The organism is Pseudomonas salomonii (assembly GCF_900107155.1).
Lineage (GTDB): Bacteria > Pseudomonadota > Gammaproteobacteria > Pseudomonadales > Pseudomonadaceae > Aquipseudomonas > Aquipseudomonas salomonii.
This window is the reverse complement of the sequence record NZ_FNOX01000005.1, coordinates 135,945-149,348: the sequence shown is the minus strand read 5'-3', so window position 1 is coordinate 149,348 and position 13,404 is coordinate 135,945. Positions and strand designations below refer to the sequence as shown.

Annotated in this window: 10 protein-coding genes; 4 read left to right on the top strand and 6 right to left on the bottom strand. The window is 61.4% G+C overall.

Annotated elements, in window-relative coordinates; all coding sequences use genetic code 11:
- Nucleotides 1–8 precede the first annotated feature (8 nt).
- Nucleotides 9–1,331 carry an ABC transporter ATP-binding protein gene (locus tag BLV67_RS13170; RefSeq protein WP_065929890.1) on the top strand — a complete coding sequence of 441 codons (1,323 nt, stop codon included), beginning with the start codon at nucleotides 9–11 and terminating at the stop codon, nucleotides 1,329–1,331.
- Between the two features lie 81 nt (nucleotides 1,332–1,412).
- On the opposite strand, the gene prpD is transcribed toward BLV67_RS13170, so the two are convergent.
- From prpD to BLV67_RS13140, 6 genes are all read right to left on the bottom strand, one after another.
- Complete coding sequence (prpD, locus tag BLV67_RS13165) at nucleotides 1,413–2,897, bottom strand: 2-methylcitrate dehydratase (protein ID WP_069787999.1); 1,485 nt, start codon at nucleotides 2,895–2,897, stop codon at nucleotides 1,413–1,415.
- A 227-nt stretch (nucleotides 2,898–3,124) separates the two neighbouring features.
- Nucleotides 3,125–4,315 (bottom strand): 2-methylaconitate cis-trans isomerase PrpF, encoded by a 1,191-nt coding sequence (prpF, locus tag BLV67_RS13160; protein WP_069787998.1) that lies wholly within the window; start codon nucleotides 4,313–4,315, stop codon nucleotides 3,125–3,127.
- Between the two features lie 10 nt (nucleotides 4,316–4,325).
- Complete coding sequence (acnD, locus tag BLV67_RS13155; RefSeq protein WP_069787997.1) at nucleotides 4,326–6,920, bottom strand: Fe/S-dependent 2-methylisocitrate dehydratase AcnD; 2,595 nt, start codon at nucleotides 6,918–6,920, stop codon at nucleotides 4,326–4,328.
- A gap of 198 nt (nucleotides 6,921–7,118) precedes the next feature.
- A complete protein-coding gene (gene prpC, locus BLV67_RS13150; protein ID WP_065929894.1) occupies nucleotides 7,119–8,246 on the bottom strand; it encodes a bifunctional 2-methylcitrate synthase/citrate synthase in 1,128 nt (375 codons plus the stop codon).
- Between the two features lie 42 nt (nucleotides 8,247–8,288).
- Nucleotides 8,289–9,182: a methylisocitrate lyase gene (prpB, locus tag BLV67_RS13145; RefSeq protein ID WP_017134742.1), complete on the bottom strand. Its 894-nt coding sequence runs from the start codon at nucleotides 9,180–9,182 to the stop codon at nucleotides 8,289–8,291.
- Nucleotides 9,179–9,892, bottom strand: coding sequence for a GntR family transcriptional regulator (locus BLV67_RS13140; RefSeq protein WP_065929895.1), 714 nt, complete (start codon nucleotides 9,890–9,892; stop codon nucleotides 9,179–9,181). Before BLV67_RS13140 ends, prpB begins: the two co-directional genes overlap by 4 nt.
- A 272-nt stretch (nucleotides 9,893–10,164) precedes the next feature.
- Between BLV67_RS13140 and rloA the strand changes: the two genes are divergently transcribed.
- The 3 genes from rloA to BLV67_RS13125 are packed head-to-tail and all read left to right on the top strand — an operon-like array spanning nucleotide 10,165 to nucleotide 13,222.
- Complete coding sequence (rloA, locus tag BLV67_RS13135) at nucleotides 10,165–10,698, top strand: retropepsin-like aspartic peptidase RloA (protein ID WP_058422048.1); 534 nt, start codon at nucleotides 10,165–10,167, stop codon at nucleotides 10,696–10,698.
- Between the two features lie 5 nt (nucleotides 10,699–10,703).
- Entirely contained in the window at nucleotides 10,704–12,236 is a 1,533-nt protein-coding gene (gene rloB, locus BLV67_RS13130; protein WP_069787996.1) for an osmotic stress tolerance membrane protein RloB, read from the top strand.
- Entirely contained in the window at nucleotides 12,236–13,222 is a 987-nt protein-coding gene (locus BLV67_RS13125) for an alpha-L-glutamate ligase-like protein (RefSeq protein WP_065929897.1), read from the top strand. The genes rloB and BLV67_RS13125 overlap by 1 nt, the downstream gene beginning before the upstream one ends.
- Nucleotides 13,223–13,404: the final 182 nt, after the last annotated feature.

The window sequence follows — 13,404 nt, the reverse complement described above, 5'->3', positions numbered from 1 at the left end:
TCGCTGTGATGACTACCTATACCGAAAACACTGCCGATACCCCGCAAATCTACTCGCTGAAAAACGTGAACCGGGTATTCGGCAAAGGTAAAGACGAGCTGCAAGTGCTCAGCGGCGTCGACTTGAGCCTGCACGAAGGCGAGATCGTCGGCATGCTTGGCCGCTCCGGCTCGGGCAAATCCACCCTGCTGCGCATTATCGCCGGGCTGATCCAGCCGTCATCCGGCGAAGTGCGCTACAACGGCGCGCCGCTCAACGGCCCGGCCGAAGGCGTGGCCATGGTGTTTCAGACCTTTGCGCTGTTCCCTTGGCTCACCGTGCTGGAAAACGTCGAAGCCGGCCTGCAAGCCTTGCAAGTCGAGCGCAAGGAAACCCGCCGGCGCGCCTTGGCCGCCATCGACTTGATCGGCCTCGACGGCTTTGAAAACGCCTACCCGCGCGAGCTGTCCGGCGGCATGCGCCAGCGCGTGGGGTTTGCCCGTGGCCTGGTGGTCAACCCGACGCTGTTGCTGATGGACGAGCCCTTCTCGGCCCTTGACGTGCTCACCGCCGAAACCCTGCGTACCGACCTGCTGGACTTGTGGAGCGGCAAGCAGTTGCCGATCAAGTCGATCCTGATCGTGACCCACAATATTGAAGAAGCGGTGCTGATGTGCGACCGCATCCTGGTGCTGTCATCCAACCCCGGCCGCGTGGTCGCCGAGATCAAAGTGCCGTTCGCACACCCGCGCAACCGCCTGGACCCGACGTTCCGGCAAATGGTCGATGACATCTACGCCCTGATGACCGACCGACGCAGCGCCGATGCCAGCCGTGGCATACCCGAGCTGAAAATGGGCAGCCTGCTGCCGGAGGTGTCCACCAACCTGATGGCCGGCCTGATCGAAACCCTGGCCGCCGAGCCTTACAACGGCCACGCCGGTTTGCCCACCGTGGCCGAACGGCGCTTGCTGGAGGTCGATGACCTGTTTCCGGTGGCCGAGATGCTCGAGCATTTGGGTTTCGCTGAACTCAAGGGTGCCGACATCACCCTCACCGACGCCGGCAAGCTGTTCGCCGACTACGGCACCCAGGAACGCAAAACCCTGTTCGCCGAGCATTTGATCAAACACGTGCCCCTGGCCGCGCGGATTCATCAGGTGTTGCTTGAGCGCAGCGGGCACCGCGCGCCACGGGTGCGCTTCGAGCAGGAGTTGGAAGACTCGATGACCGAAGCGTTCGTGGAAAAAACCCTCGAAAGCGTGATTGCGTGGGGGCGTTATGCGGAGATTTTTTCGTATGACGACCATACCGAGACGTTTAGCCTGGATGATGTGGAAGGCAGTATGTAACGGCGTGAAGTCGACCATTTTTTATTGAGCAACACCGAACCAATGTGGGAGCTGGCTCCCCAGTTAGTTTTCGGGTGTTTGTCAGATTACGAACAGGTCCACAAACCGATTCACCGGCGTGGCCTCAAGCCGCGCCTGATCCTTGCACAACGCAAAAATCTCGCCACTGCGCTGCGCGGTAAACCGCGTGGCCAGGTTGGCCTTGAACTTGTCCTCCAACAACGGAATCCCATCCACCCGACGGCGACGATGCCCAATCGGGTATTCCACCGCGACCTGCCCGGTGTGGGTGCCGTCCTTGAAAAACACCTGCACGGCATTGGCGATGGAGCGCTTGTCGGCCTCCAGGTATTCGCGGCTGTAGCGCAAGTCCTCAACGATCTCCATCTTGTCACGCAGCTCATCGATGATCGGGTGCGCCGCGTGGAACTCATCTTCGTACTGCTCGGCCACCAGATTGCCGAAGGCCAACGGCACGGCAGTCATGTATTGCAGGCAGTGGTCGCGGTCGGCGGCATTGGCCAGTTTCCCGACTTTGGAAATGATGCGAATCGCCGACTCATGCGTGGTGATCACGATGCGTTCGATTTCATGCAGACGCTCCTTGACCAGCGGGTGCAAGGCCACCGCCGCCTCACAGGCCGTTTGCGCATGGAACTCGGCCGGGAAGCTGATCTTGAACAACACGTTTTCCATCACATAGGTGCCATAAGGCTGGGGCAGGCTGAACCCACGCTTGTCCTCAGGCTTGAGTGCGAGGTCTTTGTTGGTGTGGCTGAACAGCACGTCATAAAAACCCCATTGCGGCGCGCTCAGCACACCGGGGATGCCCATCTCGCCGCGCATTGCGATATCGGCCAGGCGCACGCCACGGCTCGATGCATCCCAGGCCGCCCAGGATTTGCGCGAACCGGCATTGGGTGCGTGGCGATAGGTGCGCAGCGCCTGCCCATCGACAAAGGCATGGGACAACGCCGACAGCAGCTGTTCACGGTTGGCGCCCATCAGCTTGGCGGTGACCGCCGTGGAGGCGACTTTCACCAGCAGCACATGATCGAGGCCGACGCGGTTGAAGGAATTTTCGAGGGCAATCACGCCCTGGATTTCGTGGGCCATGATCATCGCTTCCAGCACCACACGCACGGTCAGTGGCGCGTCACCGTTGGCCACACGTTTTTGCGACACGTGATCAGCCACGGCGAGGATGCCGCCGAGGTTATCCGAAGGGTGGCCCCATTCGGCGGCGAGCCAGGTGTCGTTGTAGTCGAGCCAGCGCACGATGCAGCCAATGTCCCAGGCAGCCTTGACCGGGTCCAGGCGCAATGAGGTGCCCGGCACACGCGCGCCGAACGGCACGACGGTGCCTTCGACAATCGGCCCCAGGTGCTTGGTGCACTCGGGAAAACGCAGGGCCAGCAGGCCGCAGCCGAGGGTATCCATCAGGCAGTTGCGGGCGGTGTCCAGGGCGTCCCGGGAATCGATACGGTAGTTGAGGACATAGTCGGCAATGTCCTGCAGGACCTGGTCGTAGTCGGGGCGGTTGTTCTGGTCGACGTTGGCGCTCATGGCAGTACTCCAAAGTGGGTTGGGGTTAGTCCTCGGGCTCACGGTTGATCATGTTAAGGCCGGTCTGGTTGCCTGCCTTGGTAGTTCGGATAGTGTTGAACCCCTGTGGGAGCGGGCTTGCTCGCGAAAGCGGTGTGTCAGCTACACATAAGGTGACTGATACACCGCTTTCGCGAGCAAGCCCGCTCCCACACAAGCCCACTCCCCAAAAGGGATTGTGTTGGTCTTTAGAACGCGTCGCCGGGCACGCGCACGAAACCTTCCATCAGCACCCGTGCGCTGCGGCTCATGATGGCTTTTTTCACCACCCATTCGCCGCTAACCTGGGTGGCCTCGGCGCCCACGCGCAAGGTGCCGGACGGGTGCCCGAACCGCACCGCGTTGCGCTCCACACCACCGGCCGCGAGGTTGACCAGGGTGCCGGAAATCGCCGCCGCCGTGCCAATCGCCACCGCCGCCGTGCCCATCATCGCGTGGTGCAGCTTGCCCATGGACAGTGCGCGCACCAGCAAATCCACATCACCGGCCTTGATTGCCTTGCCACTGGAGGCCACGTAATCCAAAGGTTTGGCCACAAACGCGACCTTCGGCGTGTGCTGGCGCTGGGCGGCTTCGTCCAGGTGTTTGATCAAACCCATGCGCAACGCGCCATAGGCCCGCACGGTCTCGAACATCGCCAGCGCTTTCGGGTCGCTGTTGACCGCGCCTTGCAGTTCGGTGCCGGTGTAGCCGAGGTCTTCGGCGTTGATGAAGATCGTCGGGATGCCCGCGTTGATCAGCGTCGCCTTGAAGGTGCCGACTCCCGGCACTTCCAGGTCGTCGATCAAGTTGCCGGTGGGAAACATCGAGCCACCGCCACCCTCTTCTTCCGCTGCCGGGTCCATGAACTCCAGTTGCACTTCGGCGGCCGGGAAGGTCACGCCGTCGAGCTCAAAGTCGCCGGTTTCCTGCACCGCGCCGTCGGTGATCGGTACGTGAGCGATGATGGTCTTGCCGATATTGGCCTGCCACACCCGCACCACCGCCACACCGTTATGCGGCACGCGGGCAGGGTCAACCAGCCCGGCGCTGATGGCGAACGAGCCCACCGCCGCCGACAGGTTGCCGCAGTTGCCGCTCCAGTCGACAAACGGCTTGTCGATCGAGACCTGACCAAACAGGTAGTCCACGTCGTGATCGGCGCGGGTGCTTTTGGCCAGGATCACGGTTTTGCTGGTACTGGAGGTCGCACCGCCCATGCCGTCGATCTGCTTGTCGTAGGGGTCAGGGCTGCCGATGACCCTTAACAGCAAGGCATCGCGAGCAGCACCCGGCACCTGCGCCGATTCGGGCAGGTCCTTGAGGCTGAAAAACACGCCCTTGCTGGTACCGCCACGCATGTAGGTGGCGGGGATCTTGATTTGCGCTGCATGTGCCATGGTTATCCCCTCAAGCGGTCGCCGCCGATTCCAGGAAGTCCTGGGCAAAACGTTGCAATACGCCGCCCGCCTCGTAGATCGACACTTCTTCGGCGGTGTCCAGGCGGCACGTCACCGGCACTTCGACACGTTCGCCATTCTTGCGGTTGATCACCAGCGTCAGCTGCGCACGCGGCGTACGCTGGCCGACCACGTCATAGGTTTCGCTGCCGTCGATCTTCAGTGTGTGGCGGTCGGTGCCCGGCAAAAACTCCAGCGGCAACACGCCCATGCCCACCAGGTTGGTGCGGTGGATGCGCTCGAACCCTTCGGCGGCAATCGCCTCTACACCGGCCAGGCGCACGCCTTTGGCCGCCCAGTCGCGGGACGAGCCCTGGCCGTAGTCGGCGCCGGCGATGATGATCAGCGGTTGCTTGCGTTCCATGTAGGTTTCGATGGCTTCCCACATCCGCGTGACCTGGCCTTCGGGCTCGACACGCGCCAGGGAACCCTGCTTGACCTTGCCGTTTTCCAGCACCATTTCGTTGAACAGTTTCGGGTTGGCGAAGGTCGCGCGCTGGGCGGTCAAGTGGTCGCCGCGGTGCGTCGCGTAGGAGTTGAAGTCGACTTCCGGCAGGCCCATTTTCGCCAGGTATTCACCCGCGGCGCTGCCCGGCATGATCGCGTTGGACGGCGACAGGTGGTCGGTGGTGATGTTGTCCGGCAGTACCGCCAGCGGGCGCATGCCCTTCAGCGGACGCGCACCGGCCAGCGCGCCTTCCCAGTATGGCGGGCGACGGATATAGGTACTTTGCGGGCGCCAGTCGTACAGCGGCGCGACTTTGGGGCCGGTGTCTTCGTGGATCGCGAACATCGGAATATAGACGGCGCGGAACTGCTCCGGCTTGACCGAGGCCTTGACCACAGCGTCGATCTCTTCGTCGCTCGGCCAGATGTCTTTCAGGCGGATTTCCTTGCCGTCGGCATCCAGGCCCAGCACGTCCTTTTCGATGTCGAAACGGATGGTACCGGCAATCGCATAGGCCACCACCAACGGCGGCGAAGCCAGGAACGCTTGCTTGGCATACGGGTGAATACGCCCGTCGAAGTTGCGGTTACCCGACAAAACGGCCGTGGCGTACAGGTCGCGGTCGATGATTTCTTGCTGGATCACCGGGTCAAGCGCTCCGGACATGCCGTTGCACGTCGTGCAAGCAAACGCCACCACGCCGAAGCCGAGCTTGTCCAGCTCACGGCCCAGGCCGGCTTCTTCCAGGTACATGGCCACGGTTTTCGAGCCCGGCGCCAGCGAGGACTTGACCCAGGGCTTGCGCGTCAGCCCAAGCTGGTTGGCATTACGTGCCAGCAAGCCTGCGGCAATCACGTTGCGCGGGTTGCTGGTGTTGGTGCAACTGGTAATGGCGGCGATGATCACCGCGCCGTCGGGCATTTGCCCCGGCACTTCGTCCCACTGGCCGGAGATGCCTTTGGACGCCAGATCACTGGTCGCCACGCGCGCATGCGGGTTACTCGGGCCGGCCATGTTACGCACGACGCTGGACAGGTCGAAGGTCAGGCCACGCTCGTATTGCGCGCCCTTGAGGTCGTCTGCCCACAGGCCGGTATGGCGGGCGTATTGCTCGACCAGTGTGACCTGTTCGTCTTCACGGCCGGTGAGTTTCAGGTAGGCGATGGTCTGCTGGTCGATGTAGAACATCGCGGCGGTAGCGCCGTATTCCGGGGCCATGTTGGAGATGGTCGCGCGGTCGCCCAGGGTGAGTGCCGAAGCGCCTTCGCCGAAGAACTCCAGCCAGGCACCCACGACTTTCTGTTTGCGCAGAAACTCTGTCAGCGCCAGCACCATGTCGGTGGCGGTGATGCCCGGTTGCAGCTTGCCCGTCAGCTCCACGCCGACGCTTTCCGGCAGGCGCATCCACGAGGCGCGGCCGAGCATCACGCTCTCGGCTTCAAGGCCGCCGACGCCGATGGCGATCACGCCCAAGGCGTCTACGTGCGGGGTATGGCTGTCGGTGCCGACACAGGTGTCGGGGAAGGCCACGCCGTCGCGCACCTGGATCACCGGAGACATTTTCTCCAGGTTGATCTGGTGCATGATGCCGTTGCCCGGCGGGATCACGTCGACGTTTTTGAAGGCCTTTTTGGTCCACTCGATAAAGTGGAAACGGTCTTCGTTGCGACGGTCTTCGATGGCGCGGTTTTTCTCGAAGGCCTGGGGGTCAAAACCACCGGCTTCGACGGCCAGGGAGTGGTCGACGATCAGTTGGGTCGGCACCACCGGGTTGACCTGCGCCGGGTCACCGCCTTGCAGGGCAATGGCATCGCGCAGGCCGGCGAGGTCGACCAGCGCAGTCTGGCCGAGGATGTCATGGCACACCACACGCGCCGGGAACCACGGAAAATCGAGGTCGCGCTTGCGTTCGATCAGTTGGCTCAGGGAAGCGTTGAGGGTGGCCGGGTCGCAGCGGCGTACCAGGTTTTCGGCGAGTACGCGCGAGGTGTACGGCAAGGTGGCGTAGGCGCCGGGGGTGATTGCCTCGACAGCCGCGCGGGCGTCGAAGAAATCCAGGCGGCTGCCGGGCAGCGGTTTGCGAAATTCAGTGTTCATCGTCAGGACTCGGTCACGGTAGGTTCACAAGGTGCCGACTGACTCCGAGGTGGAATGCGATCAAAATGTGGGAGCGGGCTTGCTCGCGAAAGCGGTGGAACAGTCGCCGGATGTGTTGAATGACACACCGTATTCGCGAGCAAGCCCGCTCCCACATTTTTGATTCGGTTACCACTTCAGGATCGCCAGGCTCTTCACTCAGCGACGTTCGATTGGCACGAACTTGCGCTGCTCAACGCCGATGTACTCGGCACTTGGACGGATGATGCGGTTATTGGCGCGCTGCTCGAACACATGCGCGGCCCAGCCGGTCAGGCGCGAGCACACGAAGATCGGCGTGAACAGCTTGGTCGGGATGCCCATGAAGTGGTACGCCGAGGCATGGTAGAAGTCGGCGTTGGGGAACAACTTCTTCTGCTCCCACATGGTCTTGTCGATAGCCTCCGAGACCGGGAACAACACCTTGTCGCCGACCTCATCGGCGAGCTTTTTCGCCCAGCCCTTGATCACTTCATTACGCGGGTCGCTGTCTTTGTAGATCGCGTGGCCAAACCCCATGATCTTGTCTTTGCGCGCCAGCATGCCGAGGGTGCCTTCGACGGCTTCTTCGGCCGAGCCGAAACGCTCGATCATCTCCATCGCGGCTTCGTTGGCGCCGCCATGCAACGGGCCGCGCAGCGAGCCGATGGCGGCGGTCACGCAGGAATACAGGTCGGACAGGGTTGAAGCACACACGCGGGCGGTGAAGGTCGAGGCGTTGAATTCGTGCTCGGCGTAGAGGATCAGCGACACGTTCATGACCTTCTCGTGCAACTCGCTGGGCTTCTTGCCATGCAGCAGGTGCAGGAAGTGGCCGCCGATGCTTGGCTCGTCGGTCACGCAGTCAATCTTCTTGCCGTCGTGGCTGAAGCGATACCAGTAGCACATGATCGCCGGGAAAGCGGCGAGCAGGCGGTCGGTGACATCGTGCTGGGCGCTGAAGTCTTTCTCGGGCTCGATATTGCCCAGAAACGAGCAACCGGTGCGCATCACGTCCATCGGGTGGGCGTCGGCGGGGATGCGTTCCAGCACTTCCTTAAGCGCTTGCGGCAGGTCGCGCAGTTTGCTGAGTTTGGCGCTGTAGGCGGCCAATTCGGTTTTGCTCGGCAATTGGCCGTAGAGCAGCAGGTAGGCAACTTCTTCAAATTGCGCATCGGCGGCCAGTTCGCGCACGTCGTAGCCGCGATAGGTCAAGCCGGCACCGGCCTGGCCGACGGTGGACAGTGCGGTCTGCCCGGCCACTTGGCCACGCAGGCCGGCGCCACTCAGTACTTTTGCTTCAGCCATGGTTCTTCTCCAATTTTGTAGTTATTCAGGGAGGCGCGTTCGTTACTTTTTCGCGGCGAACAGCGCATCGAGCTTCTGCTCGAATGTGTGGTAGTCGATGCGATCGTAAAGCTCCATGCGGGTTTGCATGGTGTCGATCACGTTCTGTTGCGTACCGTCGCGACGGATCGCGGTGTAGACGTTCTCGGCGGCCTTGTTCATGGCGCGGAAAGCCGAGAGCGGGTACAGCACGATGGAAACATCGGCAGATTTCAGTTGATCGACTGTATAGAGAGGGGTTGCACCGAACTCGGTAATGTTAGCCAGGATCGGGGCCTTTACCTTTGACGCAAAGAGCTTGTACATCTCAAGCTCAGTGATGGCTTCCGGGAACACCATGTCGGCGCCGGCTTCGATGCAGGCGGCGGCACGCTCCAGCGCCGACTCCAAGCCTTCAACCGCCAGCGCGTCGGTGCGCGCCATGATCACGAAGCTGTCGTCGGTGCGTGCGTCCACGGCGGCCTTGATGCGGTCGACCATTTCCTGTTGGGACACGATTTCTTTGTTCGGGCGATGCCCGCAACGCTTGGCGCCGACCTGATCTTCGATGTGGATGGCGGCGGCGCCGAACTTGATCATCGACTTGACGGTGCGCGCCACGTTGAACGCCGAGGAGCCGAAACCGGTGTCGACGTCGACCAGCAGCGGCAGGTCGCACACGTCGGTGATGCGGCGTACGTCGGTGAGAACGTCATCCAGGCCGGTGATGCCCAAGTCCGGCACGCCCAGGGAACCGGCGGCAACGCCGCCGCCTGACAGATAAATCGCCTTGAAACCGGCGCGCTTGGCCAGCAGCGCGTGGTTGGCGTTGATGGCACCGACCACCTGCAAGGGCTGTTCACTGGCAACGGCGTCACGAAAACGCTGGCCTGGAGTGGTTTTATTGTTGGAACTCATGACTCACCTCGTGATGAAGGAGCGCCGTCCGGGAAGTGACGGGCAATATTGCGTTTGGAAGCGCCGATATGGCGGCGCATCAACAACTCGGCCAGTTCACCATCGCGATCGGCAATCGCGTCAAGAATGCGGTGATGCTCGGCAAAAGCCTGGCGTGGACGATTAGGGGTGGCGGAAAACTGGATGCGGTACATGCGCACCAACTGGTACAGCTCGCCGCAGAGCATTTGGGTAAGGGTGCGGTTACCGGCGCCTTGAATTATCCGGTAATGAAAATCGAAGTCGCCCTCCTGCTGGTAGTAGCCCAGGCCCGCCTGGAACGCTTCGTCGCGCTCATGGGTGTGCAACACCTGGCGCAGCTCTTCGATTTCCGCGTCGGTCATGCGCTCGGCCGCCAGGCGGCAAGCCATGCCTTCCAGGGATTCGCGGATTTCATACAGCTCGATCAGCTCGGCATGGCTCAAGGACACCACTCTGGCGCCGACGTGAGGTACGCGCACCAGCAGGCGCTGGCCTTCGAGGCGGTGGATAGCCTCACGCAAAGGGCCACGGCTGATGCCGTAGGTGCGCGCCAGCTCCGGTTCGGAGATTTTGCTGCCGGGAGCGATCTCGCCTTTGACGATGGCGGCCTGGATGCGCCGGAAAACGTTCTCGGACATGGTCTGGGAATCGTCTTGCGCCACCATCGGCGTTTCCAGTTGATCCAGCATATTGTCGACACCTTTAAAAGCAATGCCGCAAAAACTAGCCAATCAAGCCCTGTTAGTCAAAGAATAAATACACATTGTCGACAATCGTCTAATAACCCTTGCCGCACCTTCACAGGGCATGGCCGCCTGCCAGCGCTGGCGCCAGAAAAGCATCATGTTAGAATGCCCGCCGCTTTTGCCTGACATCACTTGATGAAACGGCGCACGAGGGAGTTTGCGCAGCAATGCCAGTCGCCTTGAATTAAACATCGCACTGCACCGCGTCAGGATCTATGAGACTCAAGCCCTTCCTTCTTATTTGCCTACTGTGCATACCTGGCCTTGGCGTTGCCGCCGAGAAGACCGTGTATGGCCTGAATGAATACGCCAAATTGGCCGGCATCGACCTGGAAGTGGCCGCCAAACTCGACACCGGCGCCAAGACCGCCTCGTTGAGCGCCCGCGATATCAAGCGCTTCAAGCGCAACGGCGAATCCTGGGTTCGCTTTTATCTCGCCATCGACACCGCCCATTCCCACCCCATCGAACGTCCTCTGGCCCGCGTGAGCAAGATCAAGCGCCGCGCCGGTGACTACGACCCCGATGAGGACAAGAACTACACCGCCCGCCCAGTGATTGCCCTGGATATCTGCATGGGCACCGCTTTACGCAGCATCGAAGTGAACTTGACTGACCGCAGCGCCTTCCAATACCCGCTGCTGATCGGCTCCGAAGCGTTGAAACGCTTTGATGCGCTGGTCGACCCCAGTCTTAAATACGCAGCGGGCAAACCCGCCTGCGCCGCCGACGCTCATACCGCCGAGTAAACCGAATGCGCTCTCTGACCCTGCACCTGAAAATCCTCATCACCATCCTGGTGGTATTGGGTATTTCGGTCACCGCTTACCAGATTTTCGTGCTGGGCATCCCCGTCACCGAAGACGCCACCGACGACTTGTGGAACATCGACGCCAAGGTCGAATTCGTCGCCAACCCCAAGGACCCGGTGAAAATTTCGATGTTCGTGCCGCCCCTGAGCCGCGACTTCGTCAGCCTTAACGAGAGTTTTATTTCCAATAATTACGGCGTGAGCGTCAACCGCGCCGACGGCAACCGCAAGGTCACCTGGTCGGCGCGCCGCGCCAAGGGCAACCAGACGTTGTATTACCGCCTGGTGCTGACCAAGCGTTACAGCGGCGAAAAGGTCAAGGTCAAAGGCCCGACCTTCCGCGACAGCATCGCCGTCGAAGGCCCGGAAAAAATCGCCGCCGAAGCCCTGCTGGCGCCGATCCGCCAGCATTCGGCCGACGTCGAGACCTTTATCACCGAAGCGATCAAGCGCACCAACAACCTCAACGACGACAATGTAAAGCTGCTGCTGGCGGGCGACCCGTCCACGCCGCACAAAGCCAAGATCGTCGAACTGTTGCTGTCGATCGCCCATGTGCCGGTGGAAAAAGTCCACACTATCCGGCTGGTCGCCGACCAGCCGCAAACCCCGGAACTGTGGCTGCGCAGCTTCAACGGCAATGACTGGCTGTACTTCAACCCGGAAACCGGCGAGCAGGGCCTGCCGTCCGACCGCCTGCTGTGGTGGACCGGTGATGAAAACCTGATTTCGGTGGAGGGCGGCAAGAAAGCCATGGTGACCTTCAGCCTCAACAACAGCGAGATGAACGCGATTCGCCTGGCCAAGCTGACCGACGAAAACACCGACGCCAATTTCCTCGAATACTCGTTGTACGGCTTGCCGCTGCAAACCCAGCAGACCTTCATGATCATGGTGATGATCCCCATCGGCGTGCTGGTGATTCTGATCCTGCGCAACCTGATCGGCCTGCAAACCCTGGGCACCTTCACCCCGGTACTGATCGCCCTGGCGTTTCGCGAGACGCAGTTGGGCTTCGGCATTGCGCTGTTTACCATCATCACCGCGCTGGGCCTTTCGCTGCGTTCGTACCTGGAACACCTGAAATTGCAGATGCTGCCGAGGCTCTCGGTGGTGCTGACCTTTGTGGTGGTGCTGATTGCGGCCATCAGCCTGTTCAGCCACAAGCTGGGCCTGGAACGCGGCCTGTCGGTGGCGCTGTTCCCGATGGTGATTCTGACCATGACCATCGAGCGTCTGTCGATCACCTGGGAAGAACGCGGCGCCAACCATGCGTTGAAAGTGGCCGTGGGCACCCTGTTCGCCGCTGCCCTGGCGCACATCATCATGAGCGTGCCGGAGCTGGTCTACTTTGTGTTCACCTTCCCGGCCATCCTGTTGATCCTGGTGGGTTTCATGCTGGCCATGGGTCGCCATCGCGGCTATCGCCTCACCGAGCTGGTGCGTTTCAAGGCCTTCCTCAAGGCTGACTCGTAATGTTCGGCTTCTGGAAAACCTGGAAGGCCCTCGAAGCGCGAGGGATCATGGGCATCAACCGGCGTAACGCCGACTACGTGCTCAAGTACAACAAGCGCAGCCTGTACCCGATCGTGGATGACAAGATCATCACCAAGGAACGGGCGATTGCCGCGGGCATCCATGTGCCCGAGATGTACGGGGTCATTTCCACCGAGAAGGAAATCGACAAGCTCGACGAAATCATCGGCGGGCGCAGCGACTTCGTGATCAAACCGGCCCAGGGCGCGGGCGGTGATGGCATCCTGGTGGTGGCCGACCGGTTTGAAGGGCGCTACCGCACGGTGTCCGGCAAGATCATCAGCCATGAAGAAATCGAGCACCAGATCTCCAGCATCCTCACCGGTTTGTATTCCCTGGGCGGCCACCGCGACCGCGCACTGATCGAATACCGCGTGGTGCCCGACCAGATCTTCAAGAGCATCAGCTACGAAGGCGTGCCGGATATCCGCATTATCGTGCTGATGGGCTACCCGGTGATGGCCATGCTGCGCCTGCCGACCCGTCAGTCCGGCGGCAAGGCCAACCTGCACCAGGGCGCGATTGGCGTGGGCGTGGACCTCGCCACCGGCCTGACCCTGCGCGGCACCTGGCTGAACAACATCATTACCAAACACCCCGACACCACCAACGCGGTGGATGGCGTGCAACTGCCCAACTGGGACGGGTTCATGAAGCTCGCGGCCGGCTGCTACGAGCTGTGCGGTCTGGGCTATATCGGTGTGGACATGGTGCTGGACCAGGAAAAAGGCCCGTTGATCCTGGAGCTGAATGCGCGGCCGGGGCTGAATATCCAAATCGCCAATGACTGCGGTTTGACCTTGCGTACCCACGCGGTGGAAGCGCGACTGGACGAACTCAAAGCGGCTGGCGTGACGGAAACTGCGGAAGAACGCGTGAAGTTTGTGCAGGAAATGTTTGGGCATATTCCTGCGGTGGAAGGCTGATCGCCTCATCGCAGGCAAGCCAGCTCCCACAGGTTGATCGCGTTCTTATGTGGGAGCTGGCTTGCCTGCGATAGCTTTCTGACAAGCAACACCTCTATCCAGCTATCACCGACATCCCCTCTAGGACCAAACCCTTGAGGGGACTACAATCGCCACCCCCACGCCAACAGCTGATCCACCCT

What these genes read in the sequence shown, in the direction of transcription:
- BLV67_RS13170 (WP_065929890.1), top strand. Translation starts at nt 9, where the DNA reads ATGACTACCTATACCGAAAACACTGCCGATACCCCGCAAATCTACTCG.
- prpD (WP_069787999.1), bottom strand. Translation starts at nt 2,897, where the DNA reads ATGAGCGCCAACGTCGACCAGAACAACCGCCCCGACTACGACCAGGTC.
- prpF (WP_069787998.1), bottom strand. Translation starts at nt 4,315, where the DNA reads ATGGCACATGCAGCGCAAATCAAGATCCCCGCCACCTACATGCGTGGC.
- acnD (WP_069787997.1), bottom strand. Translation starts at nt 6,920, where the DNA reads ATGAACACTGAATTTCGCAAACCGCTGCCCGGCAGCCGCCTGGATTTC.
- prpC (WP_065929894.1), bottom strand. Translation starts at nt 8,246, where the DNA reads ATGGCTGAAGCAAAAGTACTGAGTGGCGCCGGCCTGCGTGGCCAAGTG.
- prpB (WP_017134742.1), bottom strand. Translation starts at nt 9,182, where the DNA reads ATGAGTTCCAACAATAAAACCACTCCAGGCCAGCGTTTTCGTGACGCC.
- BLV67_RS13140 (WP_065929895.1), bottom strand. Translation starts at nt 9,892, where the DNA reads ATGCTGGATCAACTGGAAACGCCGATGGTGGCGCAAGACGATTCCCAG.
- rloA (WP_058422048.1), top strand. Translation starts at nt 10,165, where the DNA reads ATGAGACTCAAGCCCTTCCTTCTTATTTGCCTACTGTGCATACCTGGC.
- rloB (WP_069787996.1), top strand. Translation starts at nt 10,704, where the DNA reads ATGCGCTCTCTGACCCTGCACCTGAAAATCCTCATCACCATCCTGGTG.
- BLV67_RS13125 (WP_065929897.1), top strand. Translation starts at nt 12,236, where the DNA reads ATGTTCGGCTTCTGGAAAACCTGGAAGGCCCTCGAAGCGCGAGGGATC.